Origin of the sequence: Chryseobacterium proteolyticum, from assembly GCF_046591535.1 — a bacterium.
Lineage (GTDB): Bacteria > Bacteroidota > Bacteroidia > Flavobacteriales > Weeksellaceae > Chryseobacterium > Chryseobacterium proteolyticum.
Window position 1 is genome coordinate 982,287 of record NZ_JBJLWK010000001.1, and the last position, 15,126, is coordinate 997,412.

Annotated in this window: 12 protein-coding genes and 1 pseudogene; 5 read left to right on the forward strand and 8 right to left on the reverse strand. The window is 36.1% G+C overall.

What is annotated here, in order from left to right:
• Positions 1-25: 25 nt before the first annotated feature.
• From ACJ5H0_RS04555 to recQ, 8 genes are all read right to left on the reverse strand, one after another.
• Positions 26-850 carry a CvfB family protein gene (locus tag ACJ5H0_RS04555; RefSeq protein ID WP_411247621.1) on the reverse strand — a complete coding sequence of 275 codons (825 nt, stop codon included), beginning with the start codon at positions 848-850 and terminating at the stop codon, positions 26-28.
• A gap of 199 nt (positions 851-1,049) precedes the next feature.
• Positions 1,050-1,889 (reverse strand): arylamine N-acetyltransferase family protein, encoded by an 840-nt coding sequence (locus ACJ5H0_RS04560; RefSeq protein ID WP_411247624.1) that lies wholly within the window; start codon positions 1,887-1,889, stop codon positions 1,050-1,052.
• Between the two features lie 31 nt (positions 1,890-1,920).
• The gene (locus ACJ5H0_RS04565; protein WP_411247627.1) at positions 1,921-2,064 is read right to left on the reverse strand and encodes a DUF4476 domain-containing protein; all 144 of its coding nucleotides are present in this window, start codon (positions 2,062-2,064) and stop codon (positions 1,921-1,923) included.
• Positions 2,054-2,794 (reverse strand): hypothetical protein, encoded by a 741-nt coding sequence (locus ACJ5H0_RS04570; RefSeq protein WP_411247631.1) that lies wholly within the window; start codon positions 2,792-2,794, stop codon positions 2,054-2,056. The genes ACJ5H0_RS04565 and ACJ5H0_RS04570 overlap by 11 nt, the downstream gene beginning before the upstream one ends.
• A 108-nt stretch (positions 2,795-2,902) precedes the next feature.
• A complete protein-coding gene (lpdA, locus tag ACJ5H0_RS04575) occupies positions 2,903-4,306 on the reverse strand; it encodes a dihydrolipoyl dehydrogenase (protein WP_273648234.1) in 1,404 nt (467 codons plus the stop codon).
• Positions 4,307-4,434: 128 nt separating this feature from the next.
• A complete protein-coding gene (locus tag ACJ5H0_RS04580; RefSeq protein WP_273648235.1) occupies positions 4,435-4,833 on the reverse strand; it encodes a cupin domain-containing protein in 399 nt (132 codons plus the stop codon).
• Between the two features lie 48 nt (positions 4,834-4,881).
• Positions 4,882-5,967 carry a glycosyltransferase gene (locus ACJ5H0_RS04585; protein ID WP_411247638.1) on the reverse strand — a complete coding sequence of 362 codons (1,086 nt, stop codon included), beginning with the start codon at positions 5,965-5,967 and terminating at the stop codon, positions 4,882-4,884.
• A 49-nt stretch (positions 5,968-6,016) separates the two neighbouring features.
• Positions 6,017-8,221 carry a DNA helicase RecQ gene (recQ, locus tag ACJ5H0_RS04590; RefSeq protein ID WP_172278637.1) on the reverse strand — a complete coding sequence of 735 codons (2,205 nt, stop codon included), beginning with the start codon at positions 8,219-8,221 and terminating at the stop codon, positions 6,017-6,019.
• A gap of 161 nt (positions 8,222-8,382) precedes the next feature.
• On the opposite strand from recQ, the gene ACJ5H0_RS04595 reads away from it, so the two are divergent.
• The 5 genes and pseudogenes from ACJ5H0_RS04595 (at position 8,383) to ACJ5H0_RS04615 (ending at position 15,085) form a co-directional block, all read left to right on the forward strand.
• On the forward strand, positions 8,383-9,342 hold the full coding sequence (locus ACJ5H0_RS04595) for a KpsF/GutQ family sugar-phosphate isomerase (RefSeq protein WP_172278639.1): 960 nt from the start codon (positions 8,383-8,385) through the stop codon (positions 9,340-9,342).
• 115 nt (positions 9,343-9,457) lie between these two features.
• The gene (locus tag ACJ5H0_RS04600) at positions 9,458-10,153 is read left to right on the forward strand and encodes a type 1 glutamine amidotransferase domain-containing protein (RefSeq protein WP_411247645.1); all 696 of its coding nucleotides are present in this window, start codon (positions 9,458-9,460) and stop codon (positions 10,151-10,153) included.
• Positions 10,154-10,328: 175 nt separating this feature from the next.
• Positions 10,329-11,157: pseudogene (tatC, locus tag ACJ5H0_RS04605) on the forward strand (twin-arginine translocase subunit TatC).
• A gap of 277 nt (positions 11,158-11,434) precedes the next feature.
• On the forward strand, positions 11,435-13,066 hold the full coding sequence (locus ACJ5H0_RS04610) for a M1 family metallopeptidase (protein WP_411247648.1): 1,632 nt from the start codon (positions 11,435-11,437) through the stop codon (positions 13,064-13,066).
• A 162-nt stretch (positions 13,067-13,228) separates the two neighbouring features.
• Complete coding sequence (locus tag ACJ5H0_RS04615; protein ID WP_411247652.1) at positions 13,229-15,085, forward strand: M61 family metallopeptidase; 1,857 nt, start codon at positions 13,229-13,231, stop codon at positions 15,083-15,085.
• Positions 15,086-15,126 lie beyond the last annotated feature (41 nt).

Consider the following 15,126-nt stretch of genomic DNA (forward strand, 5'->3'; position numbering starts at 1 on the left):
GCAGAAAATTCTGCTCGTTTTATATTTATAATAATCTGATCTTATCCTCCATAATATCGATGATCTTATCTTTATAAAGACCTCCGATTGCTTTCTTGAAGTTCTTTTTACTCATCTGGATTTCATCTTTGATCTCCTCTGGAGTAGATTTATCAGACAGGTAAAGAAGACCATAGTTCTCCTCTAATTTGGTAAGGATTTTTTGCTTAAACTCATCAATATTTTCAAAACCTTCAGGCTGTAAGGAAACGTCAATCTTACCATCTTCACGAATGGCTTTAATGTAGCCTTTTTCTTCAGATAGCGGATATAATTTCTTGAAAACATCAGAAGCATAGATCAATCCTATGTATTTTTTATTGATGACAACATTCCAACCCAGTTCACTTTCATTCATCATGATCAGATCTACCTTATCTCCTTTCTGGAAGGGCAGATTTTCATATTGAGGATTCCTTTTAAACTTTGTTGTTCCCGTGATCAATTCCAGATCCTGATCTACATAAAGATATACCAGATATCTCTTGCCTTCAATAATTTTGGATTTTTGTTGCTTATAAGGAATGAATAAATCTTTAATAATTCCCCAATCCATAAAAGCACCACTAGGTAAACTCTGAACACTGGTCATTACTGCATACTCTCCTACTTCAGCCAATGGAATTTCAGTAGTGGCTTTTAATTTACCATCATCCTGATACACAAAAACTTCAATTTCATCCTCAATTTCCTTATCTTCCTGAGCGAAAACCTTTGGTAAAAAAGCCTTTTCACCCGATTCATCGATCAGGATCCATCCTGAATTATTTTTTTCTGAAATTTTTAAAGTTTGAGTTCTTCCGAGTTGCATTGATGATAAAATTAGTCTGCAAAGGTACGGAAATATAAAATGACTCCTTCAGAAATAATTCCGTCAACTTCTATTTCCCTGAATTTCCTGATTTAATTTTATTAATCCGACCCAATATTCCTTTACCAGTTTATATTTATAAAGAGGTCTATTTTAAAAGAGAACTTAGCTACAAAGTTGATTATTCATCGACCGGTTATTAAGTTGTCTGAAAACGAATCCGGATTTCGTTCAGCTTGTTATACATTGTGCTTAATAATTGATCCGAAAGCTTGTCAAGATTAAAATGTGTGGCCAGGATAAACCTTAGTTGATCAGGCTCAGTAATTTCAAGACTTTCTTTTCTTCCATCATTTCCGCGTATAGTGAATGCATGATTAAAAAGCGAATATCTGGATTTTTCATCTACACGGGAAATCATAAGAGATTTACCAAATACAGAATCAGGCCCGGTAGCCACAAACCAATTTGCCATTTCCAGGTCAGGCTGCTCCACTTCTTCAAGTGAAAATTTATAGATTGGAAGCCATTCTTCCTTCAAAACCTCCAACTGATAAAAAATGTCATTGTTAACCAATCGAAACACTCCATTTGGAGTTTCCTGCTCTATATTTGCCTGAAGTAATATGGGGGAAGTAAGCGTCATTGAACCGAAACCCACGTCCACAAGATATTTTAGACCCTTAATATCTGTAGTGAGCATCATGTGTGATCTTGCCGTTGCTTTACCATTAGCACAATTCCACAGGACTCTGGCCAGATGCATTTTGATAGTAAATCCTAAGTTCGTCAGGATATTTTTAAACAGTATATTTTGTTCATAACAGTATCCACCTCTTTGAAGTGTAACCAGTTTATGGAAAATGACACCTATGTCTAAAGAAGGAACTATGCCCATGAAAGAATCAATATTTTCAAATACAATATGTTTAGGATGCAACTGATGTAATTTCTGCAAGCCTTTCAGCTCGCCGTTATCTTCATGGTTCCAGTACGTTCCCAACCGTTTTAAATACAATTCCAATTCTGATCTTTCCATAATTTAAATTTAAAATTTGTCTAGATGCTTATTATGAGTTTGCTATATATTCCATTAATTCCCGCTTACTGCTTTCGAAATCAAAAGCATCATACACCATGAAATACCTGTTCTTATCTGCGCATTTTCGGTACATGGATTTCGCCAGGGCCAATTTATTCTTATCAAAACTCAACGACTTTACAAGATCCCTTATCTGCTGTGAAGTAAAAAAAAGAAGTACGCATCTGCTGATTAATCAATGCTATTTTACCGTCATCAAATTTCTCATTATTCTGAAGCATTTCAAAAAATTGGCTGAATGTGCGGGCATCCATAGTATTGCCCGGTTGATTCCAGTTTCCGGATTGATTACCATAAGGATTATTCCATATATCATTCCAGTCGTTGAAGCCATAAGATCCGTCCTGAATCGGGTAAGAATCCAATAAATATAAACCTTCATTGGTAAAAAAATCGAGTACCATTCTGTTGTTATTCCTTAACATCAGAGTCGATCTGTAAATTAAAAATCCATTATCATAAATTGATATGGGCATTCTCCCGGATTGCAAATCAAAGAAACGGTATTTTCCCGAATTGTTTGAAATGGATTGATCACCAAGTTCAACAGTGAAGTATCCCAGTTCAGGAATCCTCAGAAAAACTTCTGCATATCCATAATTTTGGTTCCAATGATAATTGGGATTTTTAAAACCATTATTTTGATTACCGTTTCGAAAGCCGGAATTGCTTTTAGTAGTATTATTTTTAGTAGTATTATTTTGTTGATTTCCTTTGGCCGCTGAAGATTTCATTTCAGTCACAGAAGCTTCATTTTTTAACAGTTCTCCTGCTTTTCCAGCTTCCTGAGCAAAAGAATAAATTCCGGTAAACATCGCTAAACCAATAAATATATTTTTCATTATTTTACTTTTATATCAGCATCTCTATTTTTATGCCAAAAAAAAGAGAAACCAAGTTTTGGTTTCTCTTTTTATATCAATTTTGAAATTTTTAATCTTCAGTAAATACTACATATGAATTGGTCTCTTCCCTGTAGCATCCAATGCCGCTTCTTTAACAGCTTCAGCATATGTTGGGTGAGCGTGAGAACTTCTTGCAATATCTTCTGCACTTGCACGGAATTCCATAGCAATTACACCTTCAGCAATTAAATCTGCGGCTCTTGCTCCGATGATATGCATTCCTAAAACCTCATCTGTCTTCTCATCAGCAATGATTTTTACCAATCCGTCAATATCACCACTTGCACGGCTTCTTCCTAATGCTCTCATTGGGAATGAACCTACTTTAATAGCAACACCTTCTTCTTTTAATTGCTCTTCAGTTTTACCAACTCCTGCAACTTCAGGCCATGTATATACTACACCAGGAATAAGATTGTAGTTGATGTGTGGCTTTTGACCTGCTAAAGTTTCAGCAACAAATACGCCTTCTTCTTCAGCTTTATGTGCTAACATAGCTCCTTTAACCACATCTCCGATCGCATAAATATTGGCAACATTGGTCTGTAAATGATCATTTACCTTTACTCTGCCTCTTTCATCAAGCTCTACTCCAGCCTTCTCAAGACCTAAACCATCTGTATAAGGCTTTCTACCCACAGAAACCAAACAATAGTCTCCTTCAACAGTAATTTCCTCTCCTTTTTTATCTTTAGCTGTAATTTTTACAGAGTCTCCATTTCTCTCAACAGCAGAAACAGCTGTAGAAAGCATGAATTTCATTCCCTGCTTCTTAAGAACTTTCAGTAATTCCTTACTTAATGCTCCATCCATTCCAGGAATGATCTTATCCATAAATTCAACAACAGTAACCTGAGATCCTAATCTTAAATATACTGAACCTAGCTCAAGACCGATTACCCCACCTCCGATAACTACCAAATGCTTAGGAATTTCTTTAAGATTCAAAGCTTCAGTAGAAGTAATTACTCTTTCCTTGTCAAGCGTAATAAAAGGCAATGAAGATGGCTTGGAACCTGTTGCAATGATTGTATATTTGGAATCGATAGTTTCTGAAGAACCGTCTTTCTTGCTGATTTTAATCTGAGTAGCTGATTCAAAACTTCCAACACCTTCAAAAACAGTAATTTTGTTTTTGCTCATCAGATAGTTGATCCCATCTGTATTTTGCTTTACCACTTCATTTTTACGCTCGATAATTCTTGCAATATCTACTTGAGGATCATTGATAATGATTCCGTGACCTGCAAAATTATGTTTTGCGTTTTCGAAATGCTCGGAACTATCTAAAAGTGCTTTAGAAGGAATACATCCAACGTTAAGACAAGTTCCGCCTAAAGTTGAATATTTTTCAATAATTGCTGTTTTGAAGCCTAATTGCGCAGCACGAATTGCAGCAACATAACCACCAGGACCAGAACCTATTACGGTAACATCGAATTGACTCATGTTATTTTATGAATTTGTTTATTATTATCTATCTTAAGTCTTACAAATTTAATGATAAATTACCAAGCACCAAAGTGAGTTTTATCAATTTTAGAATTGATAACAGGACATCCTATCTTTTACAGGAGTTATTTCAATAGTTTGATATTTTCTTCATTTCCTTCTTTTAAATAAATAGCTGAAAAAATGAGTGGTTTTTCAGCTGATGCATTATCAAAATGAAGAATTTTAACGTTTTTTGGTTCATAAAAAGCATCCCCCTCATGGAGTATTATTTTTTGCTGTCCTTCTATCTGAAAAACAGCATCTCCTGATTTTATTATTCCCAATACCGGACAAGGATGCAGATGCTCCGGTGCCGCTATGCCTGCAGCTATTGTGACCTCCTGAATTTCCGCAGTTTTAACTTTCTGATCAAGACCTGTTTTTAGCAACTCTTTCCTGGAAAGCTGGGTGTTCTGAGCCATAAGAGCTACAGAATTCACCATCAAAATAGCTATTGCAAACGATTTAATTATTTTCTCCATGATAACCTTTGGTTTAATAATTAGTAATTAACCTATTAACAATTTTTATTATGAATTACGAACTACATCCAACAGAAGTTTTTCGTATTTATCGAGAATAATATTCTTGGAGAACCTTGATTTAATAGAACTTTTAATGGCTTCTTTATCATAGGTCTGATGCAGGATAGTCATGATCTTTTGGGAAAAATCTTCATGATTATTGATATCCGAAATCTCACCGTTTACCTGATGTTGGATGATTTCATTAATACCTCCGGGACAGTTGTTGGCAAGAGCGTAAGTTCCACAAGCACCGGCTTCCAATAATACATTAGGAAATCCCTCATATCTTGAAGAAAGAATGAAAAGGTCCGCGTATTTTAAGTATTGATAAGGATTCTCCTGTCTTCCATGGAAAAATACATGTTTTAATCCCAGAAAATCTTTCATCTGATGCAGGATTTCTTTGTCTTTTCCATCCCCCAGAATATGGAGCAGAATATTTTCATTTTTTAATCGGGAAAAAACTTTCAGCAAGTTATCGAATCCTTTTCTTGAAGATAAATTTCCAATGGCCACAACATTTTTGTAATTGTACGCAAAGCATTCCGGCTTTTGGGAAACGGCAAGCTTCTGATTGATAAAATCAAAATCCACCGGATTATTGATCTTCACAATCTTATCCGATTTTATATTGAAATTCTTCATCAGATCCCTCATCATGTCATCACTTTGTGCGATGATCCGTTGATAGTTATTATAAAAATTATAAAAGAATTTAATTTCTTTCCGCGTCACATGCTCACTTACCACATTTGTTTCTCTGGCAATGAACTTCGTCCTTGGAAAAAGCTTTATAAACAATGATAAATAAGCATTTACCTCACCAAATCCTGAAAATACAATATCAGGTTTCCTTTTATAGATCTCCGATAAAATAGGCTTTAATGAATGTCTGATTCTTTCTGTATTGATATCAATAATTTCAACATCTTTTTCAAGAAAGCTAAGATAACCTCCTTGTTTCCGTAAAAGCAAAATCTTAGGTTCAAAACGATCCCGTGAAAGATGATTTGCAATTGTGGTAATAATTCTTTCTGCACCTCCGGTTTCCAAATCCGGCAGAATAAAAATAACAGAAATCTTTTTCATCATTGTAAAAGAACCTTACCCATGATCGGATAAGGTTCATATTTTTAATTTAATTAGCTACGTCACTAATGAATTTTATCCTTAACATTCTGACCTCTTCATCAGAAAGCTCATCTCCGAATTCATCCAGCAACACTTTCATGCTATCGCTTTCAGAATCATTCATGAATTCCATGAAGCCATCTACAATATCTTCATCGAAATTATCTTCAATATAGTAATCAATATTCAGCTTCGTTCCCTGGTATACAATACTTTCCATTTCTTTCAACAATTCATTCATTGTTAAATTTTTGGCTCTTGCAATATCTTCAAGATCGATCTTCTTATCGGTACTCTGAATAATAAATACTTTGTGGCTCGATTTATTCGCTACCTGTTTCAGTACCATATCCTGAGTACGTTCAATATTATGGTCTTCAACATAGGTTTTTATGTAGTCAGCAAATTCCTTTCCATACTTTTTAGCTTTTCCTTCCCCTACTCCATAAATCTTGGCAATTTCCTCCACTGTGATCGGATACTGAACCGTCATGTCTTCCAAACTAGGATCCATAAATACCGTATAAGGAGGAATTCCGTATTTTTTAGCCACTTTTTTCCTCAGTTCCTTTAAAAGACCAAATAAATTCTGGTCCAGTCCTCCTCCGGATTGCATCTGCACCTGATCACTTTCCGCTTTTGACTGTGTAAGGTCAAATTCGCGGTCTTCTGCTATCATAAACACGTGATCTAAATTATGGTCCAGAACCTGTAGGCCTTTATCCGTAATCTTTAAAACACCGTACGTTTCAATATCTTTTTGCAGAAAATTCTGAACAGTAGCCTGTCTTAAGATCGTTTTCCAATAGTTATCTTTCTGATCTTTCCCGAAACCGAAATATGAACTTTGTTCAAGCTTGTACGATTTGGTTACAGCACTTTCTTTTCCCGAGATCACCGAGATCAGGTCTTTGGATTTAAACTTTTCTCCAGTTTCTCTGATCAGTTCCAGAACTTTCTTCAGATCTTTTGTAGCATCCTTTAATTTTGGAGGGTTTGATGCATTATCACACATTTTAGCTCCTTCTCCATTAACAGGATCAAAAGCTTCACCGAAGTAATACAAAATATACTGTCTCCGGCTCATGGATGTTTCAGCATAACCTACCACTTCATTTAAAAGCTGTAATCCGATTTCCCTTTCTGAAACCGGCTTTTGAGCAAGGAACTTTTCAAGCTTTTCGATATCTTTCGGATCATAAAAGGCTAAGCAGTGTCCTTCTCCACCGTCTCTTCCTGCGCGTCCCGTTTCCTGGTAGTAACTCTCTAATGACTTCGGAAAATCGTAATGGATTACAAACCGCACATCCGGTTTATCAATTCCCATCCCAAAAGCAATGGTTGCAACAATAACATCAGCATCCTCCATGAGGAATTTATCCTGATTAGCCACTCTTACCTTCTGGTCAAGACCGGCGTGATATGGTAATGCATTGATTCCATTCACTTGTAAAAGCTGCGCAAATTCCTCTACTTTTCTCCTGCTTAAACAATATATAATTCCTGATTTTCCCTTATGCTGATTAATAAATTTTACGATTTCAAGATCTACATTGACTTTCGGGCGTACTTCGTAGTATAAATTAGCACGGTTGAAGCTTTCCTTAAATACCAATGCATTCGTCATTCCCAATGTTTTCTGGATATCATCCTGAACCTTAGGAGTTGCCGTGGCTGTAAGTGCAATAACGGGAACGTCGGCAATTTTATCGATAATCAATTTCAGATTTCTGTATTCCGGTCTGAAATCGTGTCCCCACTCTGAAATACAGTGAGCCTCGTCAATAGCAAAGAATGAAATTTTAACTTCCTTAAGGAAATCCAGATAATCTTCTTTAATTAATGATTCAGGAGCAACATAAAGTAATTTTGTCTTCCCGCTTTTAATATCATCAAAGACCTGCTTGGTTTGGGTTTTATTTAATGATGAATTTAAAACATGTGCTACTCCATCATCAGATGAAAGACCATTTACGGCATCTACCTGATTCTTCATTAATGCGATTAAGGGAGAAACTACAATCGCCGTCCCTTCAGAAATGAGTGCCGGAAGTTGGTAACATAATGACTTACCTCCCCCTGTCGGCATCAAAACAAATATATCCTTCCCTTGTAACAGATTTTCTATAATTTGTTCTTGTTGACCTTTAAAAGTAGAAAACCCGAAATACTTTTTCAATTCGCCTGATAAATTGGCTTTTTTTGCGCTCATCTAATTTTCTATTGCTAAATTTGCATCTAATCCAAAGTTATAAAATTTTTGCTTATAATAAAAGCGAACGAATTTATAAAAAATAAAATTTATATTAAATATTCTTTTTAAAGTATAAATTTATATCGGGAGAATTTTGTATACAAATTGTAAAGGTAAAAATGGAAAGAGCAAATATCATTTCAATAGCAAAAACAACATTAGAAATAGAGATTTCAGAACTTGAAAAATTAAAAAGCAGAATAGACAATGAATTTGTAAAAGCAGTAGAGGTTATTCATTCAGCAAAAGGAAAATTAATTGTTGTTGGAATAGGAAAATCTGCTCATGTGGGAAATAAAATTGTTGCCACGCTCAATTCCACAGGAACTCCTTCTCAGTTCCTTCACGCTTCGGAAGCCATTCATGGAGATCTTGGAGTTATCCAGAAACAGGATGTGGTTTTATGCATTTCCAATTCCGGGAATTCACCTGAAATTGCCAATCTTGTTCCATTCTTAAAAGATTATTCTTCAGCATTAATAGGAATGACAGGAAACAGAAAAAGCAAACTGGCAGAATTTTCTGAAATCATTTTAGATACCCATGTCGATCTTGAGGCCTGTCCCAATAAACTAGCTCCGACCAGCTCTACTACCATACAGATGGCACTGGGAGATGCGCTGGCAATCTGCCTGATGGAACTCAACGACTTTAAAGAGAACGATTTCGCAAAATTCCACCCCGGAGGAAGCTTAGGAAAAAACTTAACCGCAAGGGTTGAGCAATTCCTTTCATCACAAAAACCACAGGTAAGCGAAAATGCACCTGTACGGGATGTAATTATCTCAATCAGCGCATCGAGTCATGGAATTACTGTGGTTACAAAAGAAGATGAAATCATCGGTGTGATTACGGACGGTGACCTGAGAAGGATGCTGTTAAAAGATGAAGATGTATCTAAGGTTCTGGCCAAAGATATCATGTCTGCCCATCCTAAAACCATTGAAAAAAATGTTCTCGCAAAAGATGCGATGAAAGTTTTAAAAGAAAACAATATCGGCCAGCTTATTGTAACCGAAAATGGTAAGTACTTTGGAATTATAGACCTTCACAAATTGTTGGACGAAGGAATTATCTAAAAAATAACATCTTATAAAAATAAAGTTCCGGCTTGCTTCGCAAGCCGGAACTTTATTTTTACCCTTGCCAACTTTTTTTTAAAATCCATATCTTGTAAGAACAAATACAAAAAACATGAAGAAAAAAGCATTAATCGTAGTCACAAGTGTGGAAAAATACCCTGAAATGGATCGTGCAACCGGTTTATGGCTAGGTGAGGCAGTTCATTTTTATGAAAAATTATCCCAAAAAGGATATGAAATCGATTTTGTAAGCCCGCGGGGTGGTTACACTCCTCTTGATCCTGTTTCCCTCCAAATGTTTGTACAACCGGTGGACTGGAAATATTATGCAGATCAATCCTTCAGGGAAAAGTTGGCAAATACTTTAGAGCCTAAGGATATTCATGCAGAAGATTATGAAGTTATTTACTATTCCGGAGGACATGGTGTTGTATGGGATTTTCCTGACAATAAGGAGTTACAGGATATTTCAAGAAAGATCTATGAAAACGGAGGAATTGTTTCTTCTGTTTGTCATGGTGCTGTAGGTTTATTTAACATCCGGCTTTCAGATGGTGAATTACTGATTAAGGGGAAAACACTTACCGGTTTTTCAAATTCGGAGGAGGTAGCAGCTGAGCTAGCTGACCATATGCCTTATCTGACAGAAGATGTTTTAAAAAGCAAAGGTGCCAACTATGTAAAAGCTGATAAAGATTTTATTTCTTTCGCCGTTGCTGACGGAAGACTGGTTACAGGCCAAAATCCTCAATCAGGAGGAGCGGTTGGTGAAAAAGTGCTGAAAATATTGGAAAAACAAGAAAAGTAGAAATCTAAAAACTGATCCCGGTAAAAATTTACCGGGATCATTAATAATATAAAAAGGACAGCAAAATCATAATCAATAATTACAATTACTCATTATAATTTCATAGTTTTGCATGCTTATATATTATAAAGTTTTTACTTTGTAAGACCTTAATATTCTAGATAGATTCTATATAATGGAAGAAAAAAAGGAAATGTCCTTTCTTGGGCACATTGGAGAATTAAGAGGGCATCTGATTCGCTCAATTATTGCTATTATTATTGCCGCTTTTATCATTGGCTTTAATATCAATTGGATTATGGACCATATTTTTTTCGGTCCTACCAGAAATGACTTTCCCACTTTTAAAATTGTTAATCACTTTTCGAGGATGATCCTCGGAGAAGACAGCATACATCTTCCAAAAGAATTTCCTGTTCGTGTACAAAGGCTTTATCAGCAGTTCAATGTCATGATGGCGGTTTCTATTTTCGGGGGGGATTGTTCTGGCATTTCCCTATATAGTCTGGGAGCTATGGCGTTTCGTCAGTCCTGCATTACATCCGAAAGAAAGAAAAAATTCGATCTTCATTATCAATGCGGTGTGGATATTGTTTATGTCAGGGGTTTTATCAGGATACTTTCTGATTCTTCCTTTTGCCGTCAACTTTGGGGTGATTTTCAAAATTTCCGATATTATCGTTCCTCTTTATGATCTGAGTGATTATACCACGTTATTCTTACAGGTTGTATTAGGTATGGGAGTGGTTTTTCTATTTCCTATCCTTATTTATTTCCTTACGACGATCGGAATTCTGAGCCCGAAATTCATGAAAACATACCGAAGACATGCTATTGTGCTCATCATGGTTGTAGCAGCTATTATTACTCCTGCTGATGTTTTAAGTATGATTATGGCAGCCCTGCCATTATTGTTGTTGTATGAATTCAGTATTGTCATGTGTTCTTATACCTATAAAAAGGTTCAGAAACGTGAAGGAAACCTGCCTGTCGTTCAGAAGTAGTGTCAGCAAAAAACGAAGACCGAAAGCGTCTTCTTACCATATTCCCGCAGATTAATCTGCGGGATTTTTTTATGGATATAACCACTCGATTTATTTTTTTTTCAGGAGCTTAATCCTGCTTTCCGTTACAATCTTTTTTACAAAAAGGATTTTCACTTCAATCAGGGCTATTGTTTTGCCCGTTGTCACCGATATTAGTTTTAAGAACTATTTTATGCTTTCACAATTTATCTTCAATTAATTTTCTATTTTTGATAGATTAATAATTTGATATCAGATGAAAAAACTTTCATATTCACTTTTACTTGCATCAGGACTTGCTTTTGGACAATTCTTCGAAAAACCGGAAACATTTACAAAGCAGGACACTTTAAAAGGTTCTAACACCAAATTCCGAAACTTTTGGGATGTAAAAAGATATGATCTTTCCGTAGAACCGGATTTTGATCAGAAAAGCATTAAAGGAACCAACAAGATCAGTTTTGAAATCATCAAAGATGTCACCAACCCTACTTTCCAGATCGATCTTCAAAAACCTATGAAAGCCGATAAAGTAGAGGCTAGTTTTCCGATTGCCGACACCAAACAGGATGGGGATTTCATTTTCATCACCACAAATAAAAACTTCAAAAAAGGCGAAAAATACACCATTGATATCACCTATTCCGGAAATCCTGTGATTGCCAAAAAAGCACCCTGGGATGGCGGCTGGGTTTTTACCAAGGATGAAAAAGGAAATCCTTGGATGAGCGTCGCTGATGAAGGCATAGGGGTTTCTATATGGCTTCCTACAAAGGATATATGGAGTGACGAGCCGGATAATGGCATTACTATGAAAATCATTGCTCCCAAAGGTCTTGTTGGGGTTGGAAACGGACGTTTAATCGATAAAAAAGCGGACGGAGATAAAACCATATATACTTGGGAAGTTAAAAACCCGATCAACGGCTATTCCATTATTCCTAATATTGGAAAATACGTCAATTTTAAAGATACTTTTAACAGAGAAAAAGGGAAATTGGATCTGGATTATTGGGTATTGGATTATAATCTAGAAAAAGCAAAAAAGCAATTCCAGCAGGTAAAACCAATGCTATCCGCTTTTGAGTACTGGTTTGGTCCGTATCCTTTTTATGAGGATTCTTATAAACTCGTGGACTCTCCGTATCTGGGGATGGAACATCAGAGTAGCGTAGCTTATGGTAATCAATATATGAACGGATATCTGGGACGGGATCTGTCCGGTACGGGAGTGGGATTGAAATGGGATTTTATCATTATCCATGAAAGCGGACATGAATGGTTTGCCAATAATATTACCGCAAAAGATCAGGCTGACATGTGGATCCATGAAAGTTTTACCAATTATTCGGAAGTTCTTTTTACAGAAAAATACCTGGATAAAAAATCAGCAGATATATATGCCATCGGAATACGCAATATCATAAGCAATGACATCCCGATTATCGGTAAATACGGAGTTCGAAATGAAGGAAGCGGTGACATGTACCCTAAAGGTGCCAGCATGATCCACACGATCAGACAGGTTATCAACAATGATGATAAGTTCAGACAGATCCTAAGAGGTCTTAATAAGGAATTCTACCACCAGACGGTAACTACTCTGCAAATTGAAAACTACATCAATTCGAAATCAGGCATTGACTTTTCCAGTGTATTCAACCAGTACTTGAGAACTATTAAAGTTCCGACACTGGAATACTCTCAAAAAGGAGAAGCATTGAAGTTCAGATACACCAATGTTGTTAAGAACTTCAAGCTTCCTATCAGAATTGACGGAGAGCAAACTATAAATCCAACGGAGGAATGGCAAACGGTAAAATTGAAAAAAGGTACTCCTGTTGAGTTTAATAAAAATTATTACGTGAATTATAAGAAGGTACAATAAGCGAAAAGGCTGATAGAGTAAATGGCTAATTTGCAAATTCGCTTTTTCGTCCTTCTGCATTTCAGCGCTTTCTTCATTTTAAGAAAAGTTTAATACCACAATGGAATCTTATTTGTAACAAAATCATTTTTAGAGCAACTACTTAACTATAAATTCTAATCAATGAAAAAAATAGCACTAAGCTTAGGTATATTAGCCACTGTTCTGGCCAATGCCCAGTCTATTAAAACCAATATTGACCTGGTGAATGTAAAAGACGATAAGGTGGCGGTAACAATGGAATTTCCTAAAATGAAATCCGGCAATGTAAAATTCCATTTTCCTAAAACAGTTCCCGGAACTTATTCCGTGGATGATTACGGAAGATTTATAGAGGGTATCAAATTCTTCGATAACAAAGGAAGAGAGCTGGCCTACACTAAAGTGGATGACAATTCCTATGCACTTAAAAATGCTCAGTTTTTATCAAAGGTAACTTATCTGGTCAATGACAGTTTTGATGATGAATTGAATACTGAAAAACACAAAGCGGTATTTTCTCCGTCTGGAACTGATATTGAAGCTGGAAAAGTATTTTTAATCAATACCCATGGGTTTATAGGATATATAGATGATATGCAGGATGTTCCTTACCAGTTGGTCATTCAGAAGCCCGCTGATTTCTATGGAACCACTGCCCTCGTAGATCAGGATAAATCAGAAGCTACAGACACTTTTACGCTGGCTAACTATGCAAAAGTGACAGATTCTCCGTTAATGTACACCAAACCGGACTATATTACTTTTAATGCAGGCGGTATGGATCTGGTTTTAGGCGTTTATTCTCCGACAGGAAAGTATAAAGCAGCTGACTTTAAAACCAACCTTGAAAAAATGGTCGTTGCCCAAAAGAAATTCCTGGGTGATATGAATACCAATAAAAAGTATGCGATCATGCTTTACCTTTCAGGTGGAGAAGGACCCCAGATTAAAGGTTTCGGAGCACTGGAACACCATGAGTCTACAAGTGTTGTATTACCGGAGGCCATGCCTAAAGAAGCTATCGATCAAACCATTACCGATGTTGTTTCACACGAATTCTTCCATACGGTGAACCCACTGAAAACCCACTCTGAAGAAATTCATTACTTCAATTATGCAGATCCTAAAATGTCTCAACATCTATGGATGTATGAGGGAGGAACAGAGTATTTCGCAAATTTATTCCAAATCCAGGAAGGATTGATCAACAAGGATGAATTCCTGAAGAGAATAGGTGAAAAAATCACCAATTCTAAGAACTATGACGACACAATGCCGTTTACCGTAATGAGTAAAAATGTTCTTGTAGAGCCTTACAAGGATCAGTACAGAAATGTTTACGAAAAGGGAGCCTTACTGGCGATGTGTATGGATATTGAGCTTAGAAAGTTATCCAACGGTGAGATGGGGTATCGTGATATGATCAGAAAATTATCACAGAGATTTGGTGAAAACAAACCGTTTAAGGACGACAAACTGATCGATGAACTGGTAACTGTTACCGGCTACCCGCAAGTTAAAGATTTTTACAACAAATATATTGCAGGAAATCAGCCAACACCTTATGCTGACTATTTAAACCAGGTAGGTGTGGAAATAACAAAACAGGAAACTCCACCAATCTTCTGGTTTATTAAAGACCCAAACCAAACAGGATTTAACGAGAAAAACAATACTTTCATTTTTGATGAAAACTCTCCTTTATCTCCTTTTGCGAAGAGCATTGGTTTTAAAATTACGGATGAGATCTATGCAATAGACGGAAAAACTATTGATGTGAAAAATATACAGGCATTTATCAATTATACCAAAACCATCAAAGAAGGACAACCCGTGACAGTAACAGTTCTTAGAAAAAATGGAGATAAGACTGATAAAATAGAGCTGAAAGGAAAAGCAATCCTTGATAAGTTAACTATGGAAACGCTTAAATACAAAGCCAATCCTACACCGGCAGAACAAAAACTGCAGGATCAGTGGTTAACAGGAAAGAAATAATAAACAATACTTAATGAAAAAGCGGGGATTGTTCCCCGCTT

Bases quoted from the DNA above. Each gene is read 5' to 3' on its own strand.
- ACJ5H0_RS04555 (WP_411247621.1), bottom strand. From the start codon at position 850: ATGCAACTCGGAAGAACTCAAACTTTAAAAATTTCAGAAAAAAATAAT.
- ACJ5H0_RS04560 (WP_411247624.1), bottom strand. From the start codon at position 1,889: ATGGAAAGATCAGAATTGGAATTGTATTTAAAACGGTTGGGAACGTAC.
- ACJ5H0_RS04570 (WP_411247631.1), bottom strand. From the start codon at position 2,794: ATGAAAAATATATTTATTGGTTTAGCGATGTTTACCGGAATTTATTCT.
- lpdA (WP_273648234.1), bottom strand. From the start codon at position 4,306: ATGAGTCAATTCGATGTTACCGTAATAGGTTCTGGTCCTGGTGGTTAT.
- ACJ5H0_RS04580 (WP_273648235.1), bottom strand. From the start codon at position 4,833: ATGGAGAAAATAATTAAATCGTTTGCAATAGCTATTTTGATGGTGAAT.
- ACJ5H0_RS04585 (WP_411247638.1), bottom strand. From the start codon at position 5,967: ATGAAAAAGATTTCTGTTATTTTTATTCTGCCGGATTTGGAAACCGGA.
- recQ (WP_172278637.1), bottom strand. From the start codon at position 8,221: ATGAGCGCAAAAAAAGCCAATTTATCAGGCGAATTGAAAAAGTATTTC.
- ACJ5H0_RS04595 (WP_172278639.1), top strand. From the start codon at position 8,383: ATGGAAAGAGCAAATATCATTTCAATAGCAAAAACAACATTAGAAATA.
- ACJ5H0_RS04600 (WP_411247645.1), top strand. From the start codon at position 9,458: ATGAAGAAAAAAGCATTAATCGTAGTCACAAGTGTGGAAAAATACCCT.
- ACJ5H0_RS04610 (WP_411247648.1), top strand. From the start codon at position 11,435: ATGAAAAAACTTTCATATTCACTTTTACTTGCATCAGGACTTGCTTTT.
- ACJ5H0_RS04615 (WP_411247652.1), top strand. From the start codon at position 13,229: ATGAAAAAAATAGCACTAAGCTTAGGTATATTAGCCACTGTTCTGGCC.